The 21,917-nt window shown below is 50.3% G+C and carries 20 protein-coding genes; 16 read left to right on the plus strand and 4 right to left on the minus strand.

Features of this window, described 5'->3' with window-relative positions; all coding sequences use genetic code 11:
- Positions 1 to 262: 262 nt before the first annotated feature.
- The 3 genes from gcvH to gcvT all read right to left on the minus strand — a co-directional run bounded on the left by gcvH (position 263) and on the right by gcvT (position 2,402).
- Positions 263 to 646 (minus strand): glycine cleavage system protein GcvH, encoded by a 384-nt coding sequence (gene gcvH / locus C7B65_RS06000; RefSeq protein ID WP_317615807.1) that lies wholly within the window; start codon positions 644 to 646, stop codon positions 263 to 265.
- Between the two features lie 73 nt (positions 647 to 719).
- Positions 720 to 1,262 (minus strand): Uma2 family endonuclease, encoded by a 543-nt coding sequence (locus C7B65_RS06005; protein WP_073070671.1) that lies wholly within the window; start codon positions 1,260 to 1,262, stop codon positions 720 to 722.
- 15 nt (positions 1,263 to 1,277) lie between these two features.
- Positions 1,278 to 2,402: a glycine cleavage system aminomethyltransferase GcvT gene (gcvT, locus tag C7B65_RS06010; RefSeq protein ID WP_073070672.1), complete on the minus strand. Its 1,125-nt coding sequence runs from the start codon at positions 2,400 to 2,402 to the stop codon at positions 1,278 to 1,280.
- 347 nt (positions 2,403 to 2,749) lie between these two features.
- Between gcvT and C7B65_RS06015 the strand changes: the two genes are divergently transcribed.
- Entirely contained in the window at positions 2,750 to 4,048 is a 1,299-nt protein-coding gene (locus tag C7B65_RS06015; RefSeq protein ID WP_073070673.1) for a glucose-1-phosphate adenylyltransferase, read from the plus strand.
- A 197-nt stretch (positions 4,049 to 4,245) separates the two neighbouring features.
- On the opposite strand, the gene aroF is transcribed toward C7B65_RS06015, so the two are convergent.
- Positions 4,246 to 5,100, minus strand: a complete 855-nt coding sequence (aroF, locus tag C7B65_RS06020) for a 3-deoxy-7-phosphoheptulonate synthase (RefSeq protein ID WP_073070674.1) — start codon at positions 5,098 to 5,100, stop codon at positions 4,246 to 4,248.
- Between the two features lie 375 nt (positions 5,101 to 5,475).
- Here aroF and C7B65_RS27675 point away from each other — a divergent pair, with 375 nt between their 5' ends.
- The 15 genes from C7B65_RS27675 to C7B65_RS06090 all read left to right on the plus strand — a co-directional run bounded on the left by C7B65_RS27675 (position 5,476) and on the right by C7B65_RS06090 (position 21,914).
- Entirely contained in the window at positions 5,476 to 5,640 is a 165-nt protein-coding gene (locus tag C7B65_RS27675) for a hypothetical protein (protein WP_181314344.1), read from the plus strand.
- A 582-nt stretch (positions 5,641 to 6,222) separates the two neighbouring features.
- On the plus strand, positions 6,223 to 7,158 hold the full coding sequence (locus tag C7B65_RS06025) for a hypothetical protein (RefSeq protein WP_073070675.1): 936 nt from the start codon (positions 6,223 to 6,225) through the stop codon (positions 7,156 to 7,158).
- A 47-nt stretch (positions 7,159 to 7,205) separates the two neighbouring features.
- Positions 7,206 to 8,873 (plus strand): phage tail sheath C-terminal domain-containing protein, encoded by a 1,668-nt coding sequence (locus C7B65_RS06030; protein ID WP_073070676.1) that lies wholly within the window; start codon positions 7,206 to 7,208, stop codon positions 8,871 to 8,873.
- Between the two features lie 12 nt (positions 8,874 to 8,885).
- Positions 8,886 to 9,464, plus strand: a complete 579-nt coding sequence (locus tag C7B65_RS06035) for a hypothetical protein (protein WP_083582805.1) — start codon at positions 8,886 to 8,888, stop codon at positions 9,462 to 9,464.
- Between the two features lie 14 nt (positions 9,465 to 9,478).
- Entirely contained in the window at positions 9,479 to 9,943 is a 465-nt protein-coding gene (locus C7B65_RS06040; RefSeq protein ID WP_083582807.1) for a hypothetical protein, read from the plus strand.
- The gene (locus tag C7B65_RS06045) at positions 9,940 to 11,259 is read left to right on the plus strand and encodes a hypothetical protein (protein WP_073070677.1); all 1,320 of its coding nucleotides are present in this window, start codon (positions 9,940 to 9,942) and stop codon (positions 11,257 to 11,259) included. Before C7B65_RS06040 ends, C7B65_RS06045 begins: the two co-directional genes overlap by 4 nt.
- 11 nt (positions 11,260 to 11,270) lie before the next feature.
- The gene (locus C7B65_RS06050; protein ID WP_073070678.1) at positions 11,271 to 11,816 is read left to right on the plus strand and encodes a hypothetical protein; all 546 of its coding nucleotides are present in this window, start codon (positions 11,271 to 11,273) and stop codon (positions 11,814 to 11,816) included.
- A gap of 21 nt (positions 11,817 to 11,837) precedes the next feature.
- A complete protein-coding gene (locus C7B65_RS06055) occupies positions 11,838 to 12,548 on the plus strand; it encodes a hypothetical protein (protein WP_073070679.1) in 711 nt (236 codons plus the stop codon).
- A gap of 4 nt (positions 12,549 to 12,552) precedes the next feature.
- A complete protein-coding gene (locus C7B65_RS06060) occupies positions 12,553 to 15,684 on the plus strand; it encodes a peptidoglycan-binding protein (RefSeq protein ID WP_073070680.1) in 3,132 nt (1,043 codons plus the stop codon).
- On the plus strand, positions 15,674 to 17,263 hold the full coding sequence (locus tag C7B65_RS06065) for a phospholipase D-like domain-containing protein (protein ID WP_073070681.1): 1,590 nt from the start codon (positions 15,674 to 15,676) through the stop codon (positions 17,261 to 17,263). Before C7B65_RS06060 ends, C7B65_RS06065 begins: the two co-directional genes overlap by 11 nt.
- A gap of 34 nt (positions 17,264 to 17,297) precedes the next feature.
- Positions 17,298 to 18,395 (plus strand): hypothetical protein, encoded by a 1,098-nt coding sequence (locus tag C7B65_RS06070; protein ID WP_219898387.1) that lies wholly within the window; start codon positions 17,298 to 17,300, stop codon positions 18,393 to 18,395.
- A gap of 25 nt (positions 18,396 to 18,420) precedes the next feature.
- Complete coding sequence (locus C7B65_RS06075; protein WP_073070682.1) at positions 18,421 to 19,224, plus strand: phage baseplate assembly protein V; 804 nt, start codon at positions 18,421 to 18,423, stop codon at positions 19,222 to 19,224.
- 67 nt (positions 19,225 to 19,291) lie between these two features.
- Complete coding sequence (locus tag C7B65_RS06080; RefSeq protein WP_073070683.1) at positions 19,292 to 19,618, plus strand: hypothetical protein; 327 nt, start codon at positions 19,292 to 19,294, stop codon at positions 19,616 to 19,618.
- 170 nt (positions 19,619 to 19,788) lie between these two features.
- Positions 19,789 to 20,283, plus strand: a complete 495-nt coding sequence (locus C7B65_RS06085) for a GPW/gp25 family protein (protein WP_073070684.1) — start codon at positions 19,789 to 19,791, stop codon at positions 20,281 to 20,283.
- Complete coding sequence (locus C7B65_RS06090; protein ID WP_073070685.1) at positions 20,280 to 21,914, plus strand: baseplate J/gp47 family protein; 1,635 nt, start codon at positions 20,280 to 20,282, stop codon at positions 21,912 to 21,914. Before C7B65_RS06085 ends, C7B65_RS06090 begins: the two co-directional genes overlap by 4 nt.
- The last annotated feature ends 3 nt before the right edge of the window (positions 21,915 to 21,917 follow it).

Consider the following 21,917-nt stretch of genomic DNA (forward strand, 5'->3'; position numbering starts at 1 on the left):
AAATCCCCCATTTTGGGGGACTTCAAGCCAAAATCTCCGGTTCAAAGTCCCCCAATTTTAGGGGATTTAGGGGGGCTTCCCGAATTCATCATCGGAGCGAACCGCGTTTGTCGAACTCACGTTAAGTTACAGTGATCGTTGATTAATAATCGGCGTGGCAGAATGCGGGAATGAAATAGCTGTAGAGGTAGCACCCCCGTGCCTACCCCTGACGGCGGGCAACCACCGGGGGATTGCCCCTACTCAATTATCCCGCAATTTACTAAATGCCTTCAACCTGGTCACGATAATCAGTCGCCGTTAAAGCATCATCCAAATCGTCAAAATTGTTGACTCGAATTTTGAGCAGCCAACCTTCAAGGTAAGGATCGTCTGCAAGCTGCTCTGGCGCGTCAACCATTGCGGCGTTGCTCTCGATCACAGTGCCCGTTACGGGAGACTTTAAATCTTCGACCGCTTTGACCGATTCAACGGTGCCAAAGCTTTCCCCTTTTTCGACCGCAGTGCCCACGTCAGGCAACTCTAGAAACACAATGTCACCGAGTTGATCGATCGCAAAGGCACTAATGCCCACAGTGGCAATTTCGCCTTCAAGTCGTACATATTCGTGAGTGTCGAGATATTTCAGATCTTCGGGATATTCCATCGCTATTTAATGGGTACTCGATCGCTAAATTCAGCCTGTCTCAAAATCTTACCCTTGCCCGCACGTTTTTCAGCTAATCAAACTCTGGTGCCCATAGATCAACGACTTGCACTTCCCAGCCAGGAAGCAGATCGGGAACGGTCAGCACATCGCCATCACGAAGCGTGACGATCGCTTGCTCAGATCGATGAACCTCAACAGTACGATCGTCAGGGTTGATCAAAATCCCCACTCTCGTTCCCAACGATAAAAACTCTTGAATCTTGGTTCTAATCGCCTCTAAAGAATCGGTCGGAGACTTGACTTCTACGGTCAGATCTGGGGCGAGTTGAGCAAAAGACTTGGGGCTACGGCGCAGTCGTTCTGCCAGCACGAAGGAAGCATCTGGGGCCCGCAGGTCTGAATTGGGCAACCGAAACCCGGCACTAGAAGCCGCGATCCGTCCTAGTTTTCGGGGTCTAACCCAGTTTCCCAAAACTCGGATCACTTCGGCTGCCACTTCATCTGACTCATAGCCTGATGGACTCATAACCACAATTTCTCCCTTGATTAGCTCCATCCGCCAATCGGGATGATCTGCCTGCAACGCTGTTAAATCTTCAACTGTGAGAGACATACGACCTCCTAAAAGTTAGACTTTTTTGGCTCGATAAAACGGTCGCTTGACCACGATCGCCGGATAATTCTTTCCCCGAATCTCAACTTCGACAGATTGCCCCACCTGAGCCAGCGCGATCGGAACGTAGGCCAGCGCGATCGCGCATCCCACCGTCGGGGCAAGAGTGCCGCTCGTGACGATGCCGACTGCTTGACCGTCGTGCAGCACTGGGTAATGATGACGGGCAATATTGCGACCCTGCATTTGCAGCCCGACTAGCCGTTTGGTGACCCCAGATTTTTTTTGCTGCTCAAGCGCCGATCGCCCGATAAAATCACCTTTGGTGTCGAGGTGAACCAGCCAGCCCAATCCGGCTTCTAGAGGCGTGGTGGTGTCGTCGATGTCTTGCCCATAAAGTGCCATCGCCGCTTCTAATCGCAGGGTGTCGCGTGCGCCCAAACCACACGGAGTCACACCGGAGGCGAGGAGCGATCGCCAAAGCTCGATCGCGACTTCTGGGTCAAGCATTACCTCAAACCCATCTTCCCCGGTGTAGCCTGTGCGCGCCAGAAACGCGGGCTGACCCAAAACATTGGCTTCTAAATGTCCGAAGGCTTTAATGGGAGAGAGGTCAGCGTCTACCAATGCTTGCAGATGTCGTACGGCATCCGGCCCCTGCACGGCAATTAACGCTTTAGAGAGCGAATAATCTTCAAAGCTCATCTGACTGAGATCTAGATGTTCGAGCATCCAGGTTTTATCTTTCAGCGTGGTAGCAGCGTTGACAATGATCATCCAGCGCTGATCGCCATCCAAAATTCCCTGGTAATAGAAGATCAGATCGTCAATAATCCCACCTTCAGGATTCAGCAAAACCGTGTACTGAGCCTGACCGATTTGCAAACGGCTGAGATCAGACGGCACCAAGGTTTGGATTTGACTCAAAACATCTTTGCCCTTGAGCGCAAACTTGCCCATGTGCGAGATGTCAAACATGCCAGCAGCCGTGCGAACTGCTTGATGTTCTTGCCCAATGCCGCTAAATTGCACAGGCATTTCCCAGCCTGAGAAGCCAGTCATGCGCGCTCTGAGTTCGACGGCAAGCGCAAAGAGAGACGTTCGAGCTAGGAGGTCTGGGGTTTTGGTTGGGTCAGTCACAGCAGCGATCGTCCTCTCTATTTTTTATCCTTAAGCTAGCAGGGAAAAAAGAATTGATCCCGGATGCTGCCTTGATTAACGTCAGTTCGACGAGTTTTTTCGCTTCGTCAAGAGCCGCTTCTGCCCCCTAAATCCCCCATTCTGGGGGACTTCAAGCCAAAATTTCCGGTTCAAAGTCCCCCAATTTTGGGGGATTTAGGGGGCGCAATGGACTGGTAACGAAGTCGTCGAATTCACGTTGGATTGTGATCCCCCTTGACAATCTTCTTCTGTTTACCCCTTGTCAACGGCACCATACAGACAGACACTATTGATGGGAGTTGAAGTGGCAGCAACGAGGTTTCTTTGTGAAAAAAGTATTAGCAATCATCTTAGGCGGTGGAGCCGGAACTCGCCTCTACCCATTAACGAAGCAACGTGCAAAGCCTGCGGTGCCGCTCGCCGGAAAGTATCGCTTGATTGATATTCCAGTCAGTAATTGCATTAATTCAGAAATCTTTAAGATTTACGTTCTCACTCAATTCAACTCTGCTTCTCTCAACCGACACCTCACCAGAGCCTACAATTTCTCGTCTGGGTTTAACGATGGCTTTGTCGAAGTCTTAGCCGCCCAGCAAACTCCTGAAAATCCCAACTGGTTTCAGGGCACTGCCGACGCGGTGCGCCAATATGATTGGCTGTTTCAAGAGTGGGATGTGGATGAATATTTAATTCTCTCTGGTGATCACTTATATCGGATGGATTATCGCCAGTTTGTGCAGCGTCACCGCGATACGGGTGCTGATGTTACGCTGTCAGTCGTGCCGATGGATGAGCGTCGTGCGTCTGATTTTGGCTTGATGAAGATCGATCAGGCAGGGCGAGTCATCGACTTTAGCGAGAAGCCCAAAGGCGACGCGCTCAAAGACATGCAGGTCGATACTACAGTTTTAGGGCTGACCGCAGAGCAAGCGCAAGAAAATCCTTATATTGCTTCGATGGGCATTTATGTCTTTAAAAAAGAGGCATTAATGAAACTGCTGCGGCAAGATCTTGATCAAACTGATTTTGGCAAAGAGATTATCCCGGCTTCTGCTAAAACGCACAACATTCAAGCGTTTTTGTTTAACGATTATTGGGCTGACATTGGGACGATCGAAGCCTTCTATGAAGCAAACTTGGCGCTGACTCAACAGCCCAACCCTCCCTTCAGCTTCTATGACGACAAAGCGCCGATCTATACCCGCCATCGCTTTCTGCCGCCCAGCAAATATTTTGACTGCAAAATCACCGAGTCGTTAATCGGCGAAGGCTGCATTCTCAAAGACTGCCGCATTAGCCATTCAGTGTTAGGAGTGCGATCGCGAATTGAGGGCGGAGCTACGATCGAAGACACGCTAATCATGGGGGCTGACTTCTATGAAGACTATGCCGAACGGGAATCAGGACTCGCTTGTGACGATCCTCAAGTTCCGTTAGGCATCGGCAGAGACTCCGTAATCCGACGGGCCATTGTCGATAAAAACGCCCGCATCGGCTGCAATGTTCACATTGTCAACAAAGACCGCGTTGAAGAAGCCAATCGAGAAAATCAAGGCTTCTACATTCGCAGTGGCATTGTGGTGGTGTTAAAAAATGGGCTGATTCCCGACGGGACGGTGATTTAGCGTCAGTTCGACAGAAGCGGGTTGCTCCGGTTGTGAATTCGGGAAGCCCCCTAAATCCCCCAATTTGGGGGACTTCAAGCCAAAACTTCCGGTTCAAAGTCCCCCAGAATGGGGGATTTAGGGGGCAGAAGCCGCTCTTGACGAAGCGAAAGAACTCGTCGAACTGACGGTGATATAGGACTCCATTTTTCGTGGGTTTAAGCGATCGCTAACTGCGATCGTGCTGATTCATAAACTTGCCGCCCGATCGCCTCTGCCACGGGTTTCACACTCTCCGCTAAACGCACCATATCATCGAGAGTCAGCGCTTGACGAGCATCGGAGACAGACTGTTCGGGGTGAGGGTGACACTCGATGATCAGACCATCGGCACCACACGCGATCGCACCACGAGACAAATCAGCAATCAGTTCGCGCTTTCCGGCAGCATGGCTCGGATCGACGATGACGGGTAAGTGCGTAATTTGTTTGAGCGCAACAACGGCTCCTAGATCCAGCACATTACGAGTGTAAGAGTCAAAGCTACGAATGCCTCGCTCACACAGCACGACATTGGGGTTGCCGTGACTGACAATATATTCGGCTGCCATCACAAATTCCTCGATCGTCGCCGCCAATCCTCGCTTTAGCAAAACAGGCTTATTAGCTTGCCCAACCGCTTTCAGCAAATCGAAGTTTTGCATATTGCGACTACCAATTTGCAGCATATCCGCATAGGCGGCAATTTCTTCGATTTGCGCGATCGCCATCACTTCAGTCACTACGGGCATATTGTATCGGCGGCTCACCGTAGCCAAAATCTCTAGCCCCTCGATTCCCATGCCCTGAAACGCATAGGGTGACGTACGAGGTTTATAAACGCCGCCTCGCAAAGCTTGAACAGGCGCAAACTGGAGGTGACGAGCAACCGTTTCCATTTGCGTCAGGCTTTCGACTGTGCAAGGGCCGCCGATCATGACGATTTTTTGCCCACCGATCGCCACTTGATCAGAGAGATGAACGATCGTGTTCTGGTTAGATTGAGATTTAGCGACTAATTTTGCATCTTTCATGACATGAACTCCTAGATAATAAAAAAGCCCGAAACCTTTAAGTTCCGGGCTTGACGAACGTTTGCACGACAGCTTCACCCGGAAATGGCTGGGGTAAAAAAATAGAATCCAAATTGCCAGGAATTGAGGTGAAGCATCAGAGGAAATGAAACTGAATAGGACATTAAAAAACCGCAGAGGTTAGCCTGCGGTTCACTGGGGCGCTCACAACGAACGACATTCACCCCAAGTGAACCGCGTCGCGCCAAAAAAAGAAAAACGTGTTGTGAGACATAGAGGATAGGTCAGTCAAAAATTGATTACTCTGAACTTAACAGAGAGATTAGGGTGCGTCAAGTACCCAGGTGACGCGCAAAAGCAATATCTCAACCCTTAATGGCTGCGGTTTACACCAGTCAATCAAAAGCAGCCAGTCGATTACATTATCGGGCGCATCCGATTCCAGACTCGTTTGGCGCTACGAATGAGCCTGTTGCAACCGCCGTCGATCGCCTCCGTCGCCGCTTAAAATCGCTGTTAGCAGGGCTCTCTAGAGAATAGTTCTGAGAATTACTCAAAGATGTTAAGAAATATACCAAGAAAGAATGAAGAGATAAGGTTATGTTAGTAATAGGACTGTATTTACTAGTTAGATGCTCCGCTGCAAAGCTAGAAACTGAGTTTAATCGATCGCAAGTCTTGAGTGTATATCATTAGATCAGGTGTCGCTTCTAACACTCGCTCCAACGGTTTGCTGCTCTACATAATTCCGTCAAGAGTCATGAGCTTGAGAAATATTGAGTCTGTTGGTATTGATGACCTATCATAATTACACCTAGTAGTGCCATTGTTCTATAGGACTGAAAATGGCTTGACTTAGCTGAAGAGATCTCCTTCAGCGAGAGAGTTTTGGCACAACAATCTCACCCAGTAGAAAGCTACCCGATCGGGTACTGTCAGAACCTGAGTTGTTAGCTGAGAATCAAAACGTAATACAGACAACATCACAGTTATAAAAGCGCTGAGATTGTTGGACACACTTTGTCAACTAATGGCAATTGAAACTGCAATGGCAATGTCAACTGTAAATTTATACAAAGCGCGCTCGATTAGGCAACCAGTTCTTAGAGCAGGAATCGACCTATGTTAAGTGAGATGTTGAGTGTTCTTAGAGACTTTTTACCCTCACCCACGCCGTCAGTTCCGGCTCCTAATGTCTCTGTGGTAAGTGTCGTAGAACGGGCAGTAGGATTGGGAAACCGCGTCGGCAATGAGATCCGTGGATCGTTTATGGTGGCAGCCGTGAAAGGTAGCCGTCTAGATGCGATAGTGCGCTTTCAGGTGTGGGCAAGTCAGCCCGATGGAGTCAACACTGCCATTCAGAATCTGCATGAACAACTGTTAGCCGCAAAGCAAACCTTGCGCGGATTGGGGTTTCTTCGTCTCGACGCGACAGAAACCTCGTTAGCAGAATTTGATGCTGTTCTGAATGGGTGGCATAAAACCTGCGATTATAAGGTGCTTTATGAGTTCCGTTTCCAAGACAGCGATGGAGCAGAGAGCTTGATTGCTCGCATTCCGATCGCCGCCAACAGTGAGTATAACGAGTCTACTGTCGTCACCGATCGTATGGTGCGCTGGGATAACCAATCTGCTCCAACGCTGCGGCTGCAAGGACGCACCACCCTAGCTCGTCTCTCTGCGTTAGCGTATCTGCCCGAACCGTTGCCGAGTGGCAGTCTTACCCTAATTCGTACCTTCGATGGGGCATCGGGTTCACCCGACAGTTACCCCACGCTGACAGCCTTTCTCGCGGCGATCGCTGGAGCTAATCCAGCCACTCGTTACGGGCAAATCACCTTCGCGTCTGTGAGTGCGTTTCTCGCTGCATTCAAGAGTGAAGGAACTCCGATCGCACTCGGAGATTGGGACAGCAATGGCACTCCAGACCTGTATCAATCCCGATTGCTCGATTTTTCTCCCCCGGTTCAACTTGCCAGCGCTGACGATCGGCTAGAGATTGTTCCCTTGGACAATCCTTTAGATCAGGTTGCAGTAGTGTATTTGCAAGCCAGTTAGTTTTGAGAATCCACGCTCACTCCCCTATAGGAGGATAACGGAAAGATATGGCTGAAATGATCTTGCCAGGAGTTTATATTGAGGTCAGACCTGAAGGGTTAATCGTGCCGGGTCGGGTCACGGTCGGTAATGTTGGAATTGTTGGAACTGCCAGCAAAGGAGCGATCGGCAAACCCGTAGTTCTCGGTAGCTATGCCGAAGCCCGCGATCGCTTTGGTCTTTACGATGCCTGGAATGATGGGGCAAGTAAATTAACCCTCGTTCGAGCATTAGAGCAACTCTATAACAACGGTGCCACAACAGTGATTGCTGTGCGAGTAGCAGACGAAACAAAAGCGAAAGCATCCAGTTACTCCCTTAAATCAACTTCCGATACGGATGCGATCACGCTATCGGCAAAGAGTGCAGGCACCTGGGGAGATGGATTATCGATCAATGTGTTTGATGCGATCGAAGATGCCTTTGTTAGCGGCGAAAAGATCGATGTTGCCGCGGCAATGACCCTCAAACGTAAACCTGTTGTGCCCAATGCCCGAAACCAAATTGTGGTGAATGGACGACCTCGCAAACTCGTTTATACGGGGAGTGCTGTCTCCGGCGCTGTGAAGATCGACCCCGCAACAGGCGGACTCACGTTTCCTGCGGGTGAAGAACCGCAAGCGGGTGATACCGTTGAAGCAGCTTACTTGGTCAAAAGCGATCAGGCTGTGAAAGTGACACTGCGCTTCGGACGCGCCGAGGAGTCCTACACCACAGTAGACGTTAAAGATCTAGTGCATGACATCAATCGCCAATCGGCTTGGGTGCAGGCGAAGCTACTAGTTCCTATCACTGATCCAAAAGCGAGTGAATTACCCAAGAAAGGCGCTAAAAAGGATGATTTCGCCCTATTTTTGGGTGGAGATGATGGGGCGGACGGCGCGAACTACAGTGAAGGACTAGAAAAGCTGCTCGATCAGGATGTGCAAATTATTGTTGCGGCCGGACAGGATGATAGTTTTGGCGATGAGTTGGATGCTCACTGTCAGAACGCATCTACAGATACGATCAAGCGCGATCGCATTGCCGTAGTGGGCAGCAAAGCCGAAGCGGATACGAGCGACTCAACTGATCCCGTAACCGGACATACGTTAGCTAGCGATCGCCTGATCTTCGTCGCACCAGGAATCAAAGTGTTGGATAACGCAGTTACGCCGCCCGTAGAAGTGTCGCTGCCCGGAGCCTATGCTGCTGCTGCCGTTGCGGGCTTGCTAGCAGGCTTACCGCCCCACTTCAGCCCCACCAACAAAACCCTGCGCGTTGGGGGATTGGCAAAACTCTATAGCGATGCCGAATTAACCCAACTGTTGAAGAGCCGTGTGTTAGCCCTAGAGTCTCGTCAAGGCTTCCGCGTCGTGAAAGGCGTTACGACCTCGACGAATACTGCCTGGACGCAAATTACCACCCGTCGGATTGTTGATTTTGCTAAATATGGGGTGCGATCGGCAGCCAATTCCTACATTGGTTTGCTCAACAACGATCGAGTACGCGGCGCATTACGCACCACAGTTAATAGCTTTCTGGCTGAAATGGTCACCGATGAAAAACTGGTCAGCTATGACCTGAGTGTGACTGCCACCCGTGACCAAGAGCGTCAAGGCATTGTGCAAGTCACGATGACCCTGCGACCCACTTTCAGCATCGATTACATCAAAGTCACTATGTTCCTCGAATAAGGAGACGATTCAATGGCCTTGACCAATGTTTACACTGGCTCTAATGGAACGTTGACGCTGGCGAATGAAGACACCCCAGAAGGTCAAGACGCGAGCCTGGTGATTACTGCCTACCAAGTTCAAACTGTGGGGCGCGTGACAGGCGCACAGATTTGTGTCCAAACGGATCTCGAAGAGTTCCACGAAATTGGACGACGACACGCAGTTTCGCTGCATCCAGGTGACATTCACATCAGCGGCAAAATCGATCGTGCCTACATCAATGGCGCAATGCTGTTCTTATTGCAAGGACGAGGCTCTGCTCCCACACTGGTTGATGAAATTGCTAATCCCTATGTGCAGCCGACTTTTAACATGACGATCGCGCTCAAAGATCCGGCTTTTCCGGGCAATAGTGTCAGTCTAGAGGTCGGGAAAGTGAAATTTCAAAGCTGGTCTTATTCAATGCCAGAAGAAGACTTTGTGATGGAAAATGTCACGTTCAAAGCGGTCTCGATTCGGATCGTGGATGCAGAAGCCCCGGCAGGTGGCGGCGGTGGTGAACCCACAGCGCTAGTTCCACAATTTGGTGGCGGCACAGCAACCGCATAGTAGGAGAATAGGCGATGATGTTGACGACGGAAGAGTTATTGGCAGGCGGTTCGCTCCTCCATGAGGTGGAAATTCCGGCTGACCTGCTAAATCTCAATAGTTCATCTAATCAAGTGGTGAAATTGCGGCCGCTAACGGTGCGTGATTTGCAACTGATTGGCAAAGCTGCCCGCGATGACGAAAGTTTGTCAGCCGCACTAATGATTCAGCAGGCACTGGTCGAACCTGCTTTAAAAATGGAGCAGATCTCCAAGCTGTCGGGAGGATTGGCGCGCTTTCTGGTGCAGAAAATTAACGCGATTAGTGGCATTAATACGCCACAGGATGCGTTAGAAGAACTGGTGCAGGCTCCTTTGGCACGGGCGTGTTTCACCCTGGCAAAGGAGTTTGGCTGGACTCCAGAAGAAGTCAGCGGTATGACGATCGGGCAAATTCTGCTCTATCTAGAAATGGCTCGTCGTCATGGTGACACCCCATGAACAGCGCACAGGAGCTACTCCAAGCAAGTCATCGCTGTACTGGTGCGCTGCAAGCAGGACGGGCCCCCGATCGCTGGCGGCAAGACTTGCAACAACAAACGACGCGGACTAAGGCGTTACCGCAACAATGCCACTGGATAGCATCGGTGGCATTGTTGCAGATGAAGCCGGATCAGCCGCTGTGGGGGAGTTGCTTGTCCAGGCTTACCGGGGGAAGTGACCGCCTCACAGAAACCCGTCCTCCAGTAACGCGATCGCGCCCTGTGCCCTCTGCTCAACAGGCATTGTTGTCCCCTTCGGCTGAACCCGATTGTCCACCGCCCAAACGATTTCTCCGCCGATCGCCAACAGAGCCACAGCGCACTGAGCGATTAGCGCTAAGTACAACTCCAAAGGAACCGCAGACAGAACTTACTCCCTGTTCTGCCTACGAGCCGTTGCGTTTACCGACTCAGGCAAGTGCTGATCTGCTGCAATGTTTAGTTCAGAAGCCTGCGCCTACTAAACCGTTCCCAGAACCCGTCTGCGAACCCAAAACACAGGGTGCGTCTACGTCTAAAATTCTTCCCCGACAGCGCTTTAGTCCCATTGTGCCAACTCCGAAGTCACTGCCCAAGCTACCTCGTGATGTCTGCTTAGACAACACAAATCAAAAACGCTGGCGACAACAGTTGATTCAACGATCGGATGATTCTTTGCGCTCAGGGTCTCATGATCTAAATGTTCCGGTATCTCAGCCGTTGCAGCAGAAAAATTTAATTGAACCCTTAGCAGTGGAGGAATCGCCCAGTCATTCAGAACGAGAATTATCTAACAATCCCTGGCTATGTTCTTTAGGAACAACGGCACCCTTAGATCTGCTAACGGATTTGGTAACGTCGCGATCGACGGTTTCCAGTCCTTACGATCGCACGTCTGAATCAGAACCGCAGAGACGATCGCTGCTAACCCACGAGCCTCAATCATTGCCTGAACTGCAAGATTCAGCTCAGACAATGATCCCATCACATCCCGCGATTGCGCCCTGGCAGAATGCTCAAACCCGTTCTCCCCTAGAAATGCTGTCACCGTCGAGTGAGCGTCAAAAGCACCAAGCCGCCGCCGAACTTGAGCGGATTGATCCGCCTGCTGTTGCCCCAACACTACCCCCCCTGGTTGCTTCACAAACGAGTGAAGCCCCAACCTCAGTGACAACACCGTTGATTCAACAACGCGCCCAACAGGAAGCCATACCAGAGGCAGACCTTGACGGCTTGGCAAGTCAGATTAAACGCATTTTGGATGAGGAAGCACGACGTTACGGAATTAATGTTTGAAGGAGTGATCTATGCAACCCATGCTAGACGACATTGAACTGCCACAAGTGCAGGAAATCACGACTCACGAAAAGCGCACCCTAGCAGAACATAAGCCCCCCGGTATGTCGGGCAGTTTACTGCAAAACCTGGGACGACGACCTACTTATCTACTGTTGTGGGGCGTTGCCACTGGGTCTGAGGCGTTAGATACGATCGCCAAACTCAACCAGAAATTCCAGGCGGGTGCGTCGCTCTCTTTTACTGCCGACATCAGCACCGAAGCTAACATTGATCAGGTGATTATTGATAACTTGCAGGTGCAGGATTTGGCAGGTAAACCGCAGCGTTATGCCTATGTGCTGACGTTGCGCGAGTATATTGAACCTGTACCACCAGAAGATTTGTCGGCACTAAACACCGATATTTTAGACGATGCTTTGAGTGGGATTGACGACATCTTAGCAGGACTCGGTTTTGCAGATATTCTTTCACCGTTTATCACTCAGTTAACTGAAATTAATGATGCGCTGCAACGTCAAGGACTTGCCGCCGTGACTTCGCCCCCCGATCAATAAACCAATTTTGGATCTTAGATTTTGGACGTTGGATTTGAGCTAGTTGCTGTCATTGTCGCGATCGTAACGGTTGCTCTCTTTCTCCAGTTCTCCTTCAAACAGTTTAGTGAACAGCTCTCCCAGTCACCCGATCGGGAGCCGTCTACTCTACCGGGAGCCGATATAGAGACAACGGTGGTCGATCGACCTGAGCCAACAGCACCCGCCCCCATCCTCACTCAACCAGATTCACAACCAGAGTTCCCAGATACGCTCTCAACCACGGTTGACGAATTAGCTACTCAAGTTCGCACCCTACAAGCTCAACTCCAAACCCTTACCCCCCAAGAGGTCTCTCTAATGGCTGACAATGCTTTAGATAAACTAGATTCTGCCTTGACTGATCTATCCAAGATTCTGGATGACTCTGCCGTAAAAACCGCTCTAAGCGCGATTCCTGCCAGTATCAAAACGCCGATCGTCGAAGGCTTACAGAAAGTTTTGGATGTGGTTAAAAAGACGCTGAAGGAATTGGAAGACAAAATTTCCAGTGTGGTGAATCTCGACAAATTGTTTACGACAACGACGAATCTCTTAGATGCGGTTGAAGGATTGGTAACGGATCAAAAAAGTACCTTAGAAGATGTCAAGAAAGTGATCAGCACTGTACAAGATGTGAGTAAGGCAAAAGAAAAAATTACGGGCATCCTGGCAAAAATTGATGAGATTGTGAACAAACTGAAGGCAGCCTAGCGTTATGGTACGTCCTCTCCTCGGTGACATTGAGCTACAACAAGTCCAAAAAGTTGAGACTGAGGCAGACCAGACGCTTGCCCAGCACAGCATACCAGCGCTAGAAGGCGATTTCTTTCAGGGCTTGGGACGACGCAACACTTGGGTCAAACTCTCTGGGGTCTTAACAGGGGCCGAAGTCAAAACTGGGCTGAAAGATCTGCGCGACAAATTCCGGGATGCTCAACCCGTAGACTTCATTGCCGATATCGCCACTGCCACCCAGGTTAACCAGGTAGTCATTGAGGAGATGGGCGTGCGCGAACTGGCAGGAAAGCCTGCGCGCTTTGAGTATGCCTTTACATTGCGCGAATACATTCCGGCTCCTGCACCGCGCCAAGAGCCGCCACCCCCCATTCCGCCACGCCTCGATCCGGTGACGGCAACGCTGATTGTGGAAGTGACTGTTGAAGGAGAACCGACCTTTGACTTTAGCAAAGTGACGCTGACAGTGCAGGGAACGCAGGACGAGGACAACACTACTCTCGATCGTACCCTCACAAATCGAGCTAATAACATCTGGACAGAAGCCGATTTTCCGCCCGGCAGTTATACGGCTAGAGCGATCGTGCCCTCAGATCCAGAATTACCGCCTGGTTCGGCAACTGCTGTAGTTCAGAGTGGGCAGACTACCCAAGTGACCATTACCCTGCGCCGTAATCCGCAGCGGCTCACGAATGTTGCTAAAAAATTCGTGGTCCATTTCTGGTTTGATAAAGCGTTTGTTGAACCTTGTATGCGTCATGTGTTGCGGCAAGTAGCAGACTATGCCAGCCATCATGCTGATGAAAAAATGCTGATTGTTGGCAACACCGATGAAAGTGGTCGTGATAATTACAACTTGTCGTTGGGCGATCGTCGTGCCCGCAGCGTTTATGCTTACCTCACTTCTGGACGCGATCAACCAGGGGCATTGACAGAGTGGAATCTGCTACGGCGATCCCAAGATGGACAGCAGCCCACCGTCAAAGATAACTGGAATGTGCGGCAATATCAGTACATGCTTCAGACATTGGGCTTCTATCCGGGGAATGTCAAAGATACTCACGATGCACTGACAACCCAAGGTGTGAAGGACTTTCAGACTTCCAAGGGTTTGCCTCCTACTGGAGTCGTCAACGATGCTACCTGGGAGAAGCTGATTGAGGCATATTTGAGTCTCGATCCCCAAGCCGTTGCCGATGCCCAGTTTTTCCGAAATTGTGGCGATGAACCGTTGAAATGGGTTAGCTGTGGTGAGCAACATCCGCTTGACGATACGCCGATCGATGCCTGTGCGCCGGAACTAGCATGGCGACCAAACCGCCGCACCGAGATTCTGTTTGTCCGCGCCGATCGCCTCCCTCGCCCGGAACCGATTCCAGTAACCTTCAATCTCTCTGGGACTCCCCCTGTAGGTAGCGGTTGGTGTGTCGGTTCTAATACGCCTGATTCCAATGCCCGACGTTGCGACTTCCTCAAGCAAAATTGCAGCACGACTCTCGCCCCGGATGAGTGGTGTGTAGAACCCGTAGAACCTGGCTCCATTACAGTCAGCGGCTCGATCTCAGACGAAAACGGCAATTCGTTAGGCGAGATCAAATATGTGCTGATTGCTCCCGATGGCAAGTTCATGGATGGTGAGCGCAAATGTGGCCCCGATCGCGGCAAACCGATCAAAGGCAAAACCGCTCTGGATGGCACCTTTGCCTACCCCGATCAGAGTTCGATCGGAGTGTACACAATGGAAGTGGAATTGCCCCATCCGCCACAAATTGCCCACGCCAAAACCAAACCTCCGGCAACCGGGCGAGGCAGTGTCGTCTGCAAACGGCTGGATAGCGGCGATGCAGTTTTTGATGTGATTATCCGATCGGGTACGCCAAGCCAGTTTGCTGTTAATCCTCTGATTACCTTAACGTCAGCGATCGTCGTCGTGAAAAAGAGTTATACCAATCCGGCTCGTCAGCTTGTCACCTTAAAAACGGATGCTGAGTTTATTGGAGCGGGGACACTTGAGCGATCGAATAATGCAATCCGATTCTTTATAGCAGCGACAGGCAACACAGAAATTACCTTTAATGGCACCGATAACGTCTTTGATGGCGCACAGTTAACGGCAGGAGTTCCCCTATTTGCCGAAGGTGCAACGCCGAGTACAACAATAGATGATGTCCAATTAACGTTGACGTTATCGTCTGTTGATTTGCTGGTAGGGCCGCCAAAAACGGCAACTATGACTGCGGTGGAATTGACGCTGGAGATTGGCGATCGCCGTTCTGCGCCAGGAGTTGATCCCGTTCCGCTCTCCACTGCTGCCAAAATCGATCCCGGACGATCTCTGGAAATCCGCGATCCGAACAATGTGCATGAGAGAGCACTGCTGATGGTGCGTCCAGCAAATCCAGCCACTTTCACTGGAAATTTGGTACTCACTGCTATGAATGACAAAGTGCGGGTTTTTGCCGAGGCAGACGAAGTTCCGGCAACGGGGCAAACGCCTTTGCCAACCCCACAAGTTATTCCCAACGGCACGATTCCCCCAGACGGACTGAAGTTCTGGGCTGAAGGAGCCAATGTCAGTGCATCACCACGAGATAGCGGATTTCAACTAGGCATTCAGGATATCGAAAAAGATGGCGATCGAGTCATTATTACGATTACGCCAGGACGCATTTTAACCCTGCGCTTGATTGACGATCGGGGTCAGCCTGTGAAAAACGCGAGCTATCGACTTCAAGCCGCCGACAAAGAGTTTACAGGTTCCACCAATGTTCAAGGCATTTTGCAGCAACGGATTCCATCGAATGCAATAACAGGTAAACTACTGCTTGACTCCAAGTTGTTCCATCGCCGCAACCTCCAGACAGGCGAATTAGTGATCGACATTTGGAGCATCGATCTCCAGCTTCAAGATCTCGATCCACCCAACAAAGTTACCGGTGCCAAAGCGCGCCTGAATAATCTGGGTTTGTTTGCCGGAATTCAAGTGAATAGCAATTTGGATGATCAAACAAAACGTGCATTACAACGCTTTCAGACCCTTCATGGAATCGAACCTACGGGCAATCTAGATTCAGCAACCCAACAAAAGTTGAGGGAACAATATGGCAGCTAATTTACTGACTCCGCCAAATTCGCAAGATCCACCCGATCGATTACTAAATCGAACAGCACAAGTTGCGATCGGTGCCAGCAATACCCTTCGCATTCCTGGTGATTCGTTTCATGACGATTCAGGCTCTTGGTTTAAGACTGGAGCAGGACAGCCTTCAGTGACCGAAGGGAATCAAGTTAAATATTTCATTGATGCACCAGAAACTTTTGGAGAAATGGTCGCAGCAATCCGAACTGCAACGACTTCTGGACACTTTATTTATCTGCTGAATTGGTGGGTCGAGGACAAACTTGAGTTACTTAAGAATGATGAACCCGGTGTCACACTGGGTTCATTACTGCAACAAGCTTCGGATGAGAAGGTGATGATTCGCGCAATGTTTTGGGATCAGCAGTTCAGCCTACAGAACAATGCCGAAGCCAATCGCATTAACAAGTTAGAAAAAGGAGCTGCCATCATTGACTCACGTGGTAATGAAGATATCTTACCGATTTTAGAAAACATTATTCCCCTACATTTTGGCTCTCAGCACCAGAAGGTTCTCTGTGTGATGGGCGAACAAGGGTTAGTTGTCTTTTGTGGTGGAATCGACTTTAATACCGATCGCGTGAAATCAAAAGTGGAGGACTCCAGCGTCACTAAAGGTGCTCCTCTTCACGATGTCCACTGCCGAATTCGAGGTCCTGCTGCCGCAGATATTTTGCAAACCTTTATTCAACGCTGGAATGATCACCCTGAAGGACAGAAGCACAATCGCCCCCCAAATCTAGGAGGAAAAGGCCCTCTAATTGTCTTGAATGCTTTGCCGCCCTCAGCAGGTCCGCAGATCGTGCAAATTGGGCGAACGTTTGGCAAACTTGACTATGGGTTTGCACCCAATGGAGAAACGACCGCAAGAGAAATTATTCGACGGGCAATTCGCAATGCAAAACGATTTATTTATACCGAAGACCAATATTTTGTTGGCAATCCTGAAGTTCTCGAAGATCTCACCTTTGCTCTAAAACAGAATCAAATCAAGCATCTCACGATTCTCCTGACTCACTGGAGAATTAGTGATCTTCCCCTCGTTCAACATCATCGGCGTGAGTTTATTGGCAAGCTCAAGGCAGTTGGTCAAGATCGGGTTCGTGTCTTTACTTTACAACCACCGGGTTCGGACTCACGACAGTTTGAGCAAGGATTGATTCCCCATACTTATATCCATGCCAAGCTCTGGATCATGGACGACGAATTTGCGGTGATTGGGTCAGTGAATACAAATCGTCGGAGTTGGTCGCATGACAGTGAGATCGCCGCTGGAATCTATGACACCTCGAATGACAAAATTTTGACTTGCCGACTCGCTCACTGGTTTCGCATTAATCTATGGCAAGAACACCTGAACCTACAATCACCAGAAGGGGCTGCCGAGTTGACCGATGGAGTAGCCAGTGCAGTTCACTGGTTGCACCCACCTCCAGGCGCACGAATCCATCCATACGATCATACAGAGCCAGGTGATCAGCACCTTCCGATTCCCATTCTAGGTTTACCTCTAGAACTCGCGATTTACGACTCTGTGATTGATCCCGCCTAAAGTTGATAGTAATAATTTTGGTAGTCGAACCACTATGACTCTGTTCAAACCTGCCTATAAAATCATTGTTGCTCGTAAGTTCATCGACACCACCGATGAGCCAAAAGCCAGCACCGTCACTGACTTGACTATCAAGTTGGATTTGGAAGCATTTGCCGACAGTGCCACGATCGTGCTTGGAAATGTCAACGGTTTGCAGCCAGAACGCGACGATGAAGTCAAAATCTCGTTAGGCTATGCAGACAACGGCGGTCTGACGCAGGTGATAGTCGGATCAGTCGTGACAGTAGAACCCAACATCACCACAAAGCGCGTCATCGCTTACAGTGCTGCTGCCACCTTATTGCGAACCTTTGTAGATCAGACCTACGAAAACAAAAACGCAGGTCAGATTGTTCGTGATCTGGTGGACAAAGCCAAAGCCGGGGGCAGTTCCAGCACCAATCCTGTGCCAGTGGGCGGCGCGATCGACAGTGCGGTGAGTGGCGCGATCGGAGGTCTAACGGGCAAAACTCCTTTAGAAGTCGAGACGGCTGACGACGGCATTCAATTTCCAGCCTATGTGATTGATAGTCAACGAAGTGTCTATCATCACCTGCACGATCTGGCTGAATTGTGTGGTTTTGATCTTTACGTTAATTCTGATGGCAAATTAGTGTTTGAAGAATTTGTTGGGGGTAATATTGTTCATGTGTTCGAGTATGCTAAACACATTATTGAATTAGATATTCAGCGAACTCCACCTCGCGCTGGACAAGTGGAAGCCTGGGGAGAAAGCCCTGCCGGACGCGGTGGCGCAGAATCTTGGGCATGGCTGACAAATGATTTTACTAATGCGCGTGGTTCAGCCGGATCTGGGAGTCCGAAACTGTTATTAGAGCGTTCCGCATTACGCACTAGAGCCGCCGCCCTCACCGCCGCCAAAGCTGCCCTCACCGCGATCCAACGCCGCACCCTTCAGGGACGCTTGCTCATCCTCGGCGACCCCAAAGTCAAGTTAGGCGATGCCATCCGCCTCGCTAACCTCTCAGACGACAGTCTCAATCAAACCTATCAAGTCCGAGGAGTCACTCATCGCATCACCAAACTAGGCGGATTCACCACCACAATCCAGTTTCGTAGCCTGACCTAAGTCCCAGTCACTCTCCTTTCTCCCTATGTCAACCATCATCAGTACGCTTCAAGAAATTATTCGGCAAGAACTGCGCTCTGTGCGCGTTTCAGAACTGGGCATTGTCAAGGATGTTCATCCTCACAGTGGCACCAGTGATGATGATAACTATGGTTGCGATGTGCAACTAAAAAATAGTGGCTTGTTGCTGAAACGAGTGCCGATCGCGGCCGGTCACATTGGCACAGTTGGCATTCCCAATGTCGGCGATCTGGTTTTGCTGACGTTTGATAGAGGCGATGTCAATCAACCGATCGTCATCGGGCGTTTATATCACAACGAGGCGCGTCCACCGCTCAACAATCCCAATGAGGTAATTTTCCGGTTGCCCCTGGCCGAAGCCGATGAGAAGACGCTCAAAGCTGCCATTCGTAACATTTCCGCTAACGACTCGCCGCGAGAAATTTTGGTGGAAATGCCGCCCAAAATTACCCTGCACGTGACCGATGGAATGGTGAGAGCGATCGCGGGTAAAACCGAGATGAAACTCAACCAACCTGGAAGCACTGGAGGTGTTGTAACCGTGCTGTCGGGCCGCACTAAAATTACGATGAATCAGGATGGCGATGTGACGATCGAAGCCGCAGGCGCGATGACACTCAAGGCAACACGAGATTTAACACTGGAGGGAATGAATATCAAACTCAAGAGTCAGTTGAATACAGACATTGAAGCGGGAAGCCAGGCAACGCTAAAAGGAAATCTAGGAGCAACTGTGAATGGCGGACTCGCTTCAACCGTGCAAGGAGCAACCATCAGTGTGAGAGGAATTACTTCATTTTCACCTTAGTTGTCGGCTAACTCAACGTTGTTAGGTGATCTCAAAACTTAAAACTCAACAATCTAAGGAAGGTTCTATGCCTGGTTCCCCTGTTTCAATTGGTTGTGCGGTCATGGTGACCCCCGGTGCCTCTGGGCCGCCAGATACCGGAACGATCGTCACGGTGTTTCCCCCAGTGATTACGGCGGCAGGGCTGCCCCTCGCGACAACCGGATCACTGTGTCTGATGATTAACTCTGTTTGGGGAGTTCCCTACCCGTTGGTGATTGGCCCGTTAGCCAGCACAGGTGTGATAGTCGGTGGGCGCGGTCTGGTACGCATGGGCGATCAGATTCCCACACCTCCAGGAATGATGACGATTTTAGGCCCCCCCGCAGCCCCCTATATTTTGGATAATTCGTAATTGTAATTCAGGATTCAAGATCACCCAGTAGGGGACTGCTAAAAGCCTTGCTGATTCAACAGAATTGAAACACAAGCAACCTACAATTTTTGGATTTTAGACTCACTCCACCAATACAACCATTAAATTTCAATCTAAACTCTAAAATCAGTCAGCCGGAGGAACAGCCAATGACTCAAATCGAAGAACGGTGGGGCATTGATCTACGCTTGTTAGGCAATTTGGAACGGCAAAATAGCCGCGATCGTGCCAATGATCTCTCTACAACTCAGCTCGATTTACCCCTCGCTCAACAGACGGATGAAACCGCAGTCGTCGATTTGGCGGTTCTAAATGGTGCAGACAATCTCAAACAGGCATTGCTGCTGCGGTTTCTCACGCCATTGGGTGAACTGACTGCATTAGGTCATCCAGACTATGGATCTCGCCTCTATGAACTGATTGGTGAACTCAATAGCGAAGTCAATCGCAATCGCGCCAAAGTGTTCGTGCTTCAGGCATTAGCAGCAGAGCCACGAGTGAAAAGTGTGCGATCGGTGCAGGTGACGCAAAGCCAGGCTGACCGCACCCAAATCGATATTCATGTATCGCTAAGGGCGATCGACAGTGACACGGATCTAAATTTCGTCTTTCCTTTCTTTCTTGAACGAGGTGCGGGCGGGTGAACTCCGAAACAGTCAATTTAATTAATCGCTTATATCCAGAAATTCGGGATGACCTTCTAACTGCCTTGGTTGGGGGGGTGGTCAACGAACCGATTATTTTTGATGACAAGGTTGATTTCTATCCATTATCGCAAGCGGCGCGAGACGTGCGAAGTATCACGGGAACCGTCACGCCAGAAGGCACGGATCAATCTCAGCGATTTACATTTCAGCGATCGCTCGATTTCGAGGTAGTGATTGGTGACGGTGCGAGTGCGATCGTGTGGCAGAAGAACGGCAAGCATCCAGATGATGACACGATTTTCTATGTTGATTATTTTATTCCAAACAGTCGTTCTCCCATAACCGATATCAATGTCGGCAGTGTTAGCCGCACCATTTGCGAAGCCGTTGGACGAGAGGTTGCCACCGTCTATCAACAAATTAATCAAGCCTATTTAGCAGGCTTTGTCGATACTGCAACCGGAAAGTCTTTAGATTTAGTGGTGGCGATTCTCCACATTCAACGCAAACAGAAAGGGAATGCGATCGGACTGGTGACGTTTTTCCGCGATCCTCAAGCAGATGGCAACATCACGATCAACGAAGGTACGGTGTTAAGCACCAGCAAAAATGAAGCCACCTTCGTCACCACAGCAATTCGGACGCTGCAAAAGGGACAGGTGCGGATTGATGTCCCGGTGAGCGCGGGAGAGAATTCTAGTGGCAAAGCAGGCTTAGTCAAAGCAAACGCGATTACCACGTTGGCACAGCCGATCGCCGGAATTTCGCGCGTCATCAACTTTGATGCCACTATCTTAGCGAGTGAAGATGAGACAGATGAGCAGTTGCGCGCCCGTGCGAAAGCAGCCCTCAGAGGTGCAGGCAAAGGCACTCTGGCAGCTTTGCAGCAGGCGATTCTTGATGAACGAGCAGTGTTGTCGGAAGTCTGGGAACCCAATAGTCCGCCTGCCAAACAATCTGCGCTAGGGACGGTGAAACTGTTGATTGAAGCCGAGCCAGAGCGATTTCCGAGTCTGCAAACGGCGGTAGAGCAAACCCGCGCAGCAGGAATTCAGACCACGCTGGTTGCTCGGTATATTTACTTCAAACCGCGCCTTGTTGCCGAAGTCATTCGGGGACTTCCGGCGGTTGCCAAGCCCAAAGTGATTGACGACACGATCGCCGCCATTCAAACCTATGTGGACACGTTGAGCAGCGGCGATGATGCCGAGGGTGCAAAAATTCTAGACGCGATCGCCACCATCAAGGAGGTTGTCAAAGACTCTAAGGGCAAGCCAAAAGCCAGAATCATTGAAGTCGCCACCTGGCGCACCGACATCGGACGACCCGGAACCGCTGACCTCACCGATGCGCTGCTGATCGCCTTTCAGAGTGTGCCGCCAAACGATCCAGAAGCTCAACGTGCTGCCCTCAATCGCGTCTTAAACGAAACCACGACTTCGATTGTGCCTACGGGTCGCCGCATCGCTGATCGCAGTCTGATTGTTAGCCTAACCGGACAACCTGCCAAAGATGGCGAAGTCGAAATCGGACGCTTCAAAATTTCTGCGACGGTGGGCAACGAAAAATGGTGGATTGTTCTCGATCTAGAACCTGCTGACATTGTGTTAGTTGAAACCTCAACTTAGCAA

The sequence above is a fragment of the Phormidesmis priestleyi ULC007 genome (genome assembly GCF_003003695.1).
GTDB lineage: Bacteria > Cyanobacteriota > Cyanobacteriia > Leptolyngbyales > Leptolyngbyaceae > Phormidesmis_A > Phormidesmis_A priestleyi_A.

Bases quoted from the DNA above. Each gene is read 5' to 3' on its own strand.
- C7B65_RS06005 (WP_073070671.1), bottom strand. From the start codon at position 1,262: ATGTCTCTCACAGTTGAAGATTTAACAGCGTTGCAGGCAGATCATCCC.
- gcvH (WP_317615807.1), bottom strand. From the start codon at position 646: ATGGAATATCCCGAAGATCTGAAATATCTCGACACTCACGAATATGTA.
- C7B65_RS06085 (WP_073070684.1), top strand. From the start codon at position 19,789: ATGACTCAAATCGAAGAACGGTGGGGCATTGATCTACGCTTGTTAGGC.
- C7B65_RS06035 (WP_083582805.1), top strand. From the start codon at position 8,886: ATGGCCTTGACCAATGTTTACACTGGCTCTAATGGAACGTTGACGCTG.
- C7B65_RS06050 (WP_073070678.1), top strand. From the start codon at position 11,271: ATGCAACCCATGCTAGACGACATTGAACTGCCACAAGTGCAGGAAATC.
- C7B65_RS06080 (WP_073070683.1), top strand. From the start codon at position 19,292: ATGCCTGGTTCCCCTGTTTCAATTGGTTGTGCGGTCATGGTGACCCCC.
- C7B65_RS06025 (WP_073070675.1), top strand. From the start codon at position 6,223: ATGTTAAGTGAGATGTTGAGTGTTCTTAGAGACTTTTTACCCTCACCC.
- C7B65_RS06075 (WP_073070682.1), top strand. From the start codon at position 18,421: ATGTCAACCATCATCAGTACGCTTCAAGAAATTATTCGGCAAGAACTG.
- C7B65_RS06040 (WP_083582807.1), top strand. From the start codon at position 9,479: ATGATGTTGACGACGGAAGAGTTATTGGCAGGCGGTTCGCTCCTCCAT.
- C7B65_RS06060 (WP_073070680.1), top strand. From the start codon at position 12,553: ATGGTACGTCCTCTCCTCGGTGACATTGAGCTACAACAAGTCCAAAAA.
- C7B65_RS06045 (WP_073070677.1), top strand. From the start codon at position 9,940: ATGAACAGCGCACAGGAGCTACTCCAAGCAAGTCATCGCTGTACTGGT.
- C7B65_RS06065 (WP_073070681.1), top strand. From the start codon at position 15,674: ATGGCAGCTAATTTACTGACTCCGCCAAATTCGCAAGATCCACCCGAT.
- C7B65_RS06030 (WP_073070676.1), top strand. From the start codon at position 7,206: ATGGCTGAAATGATCTTGCCAGGAGTTTATATTGAGGTCAGACCTGAA.
- C7B65_RS27675 (WP_181314344.1), top strand. From the start codon at position 5,476: ATGGCTGCGGTTTACACCAGTCAATCAAAAGCAGCCAGTCGATTACAT.
- C7B65_RS06070 (WP_219898387.1), top strand. From the start codon at position 17,298: ATGACTCTGTTCAAACCTGCCTATAAAATCATTGTTGCTCGTAAGTTC.
- aroF (WP_073070674.1), bottom strand. From the start codon at position 5,100: ATGAAAGATGCAAAATTAGTCGCTAAATCTCAATCTAACCAGAACACG.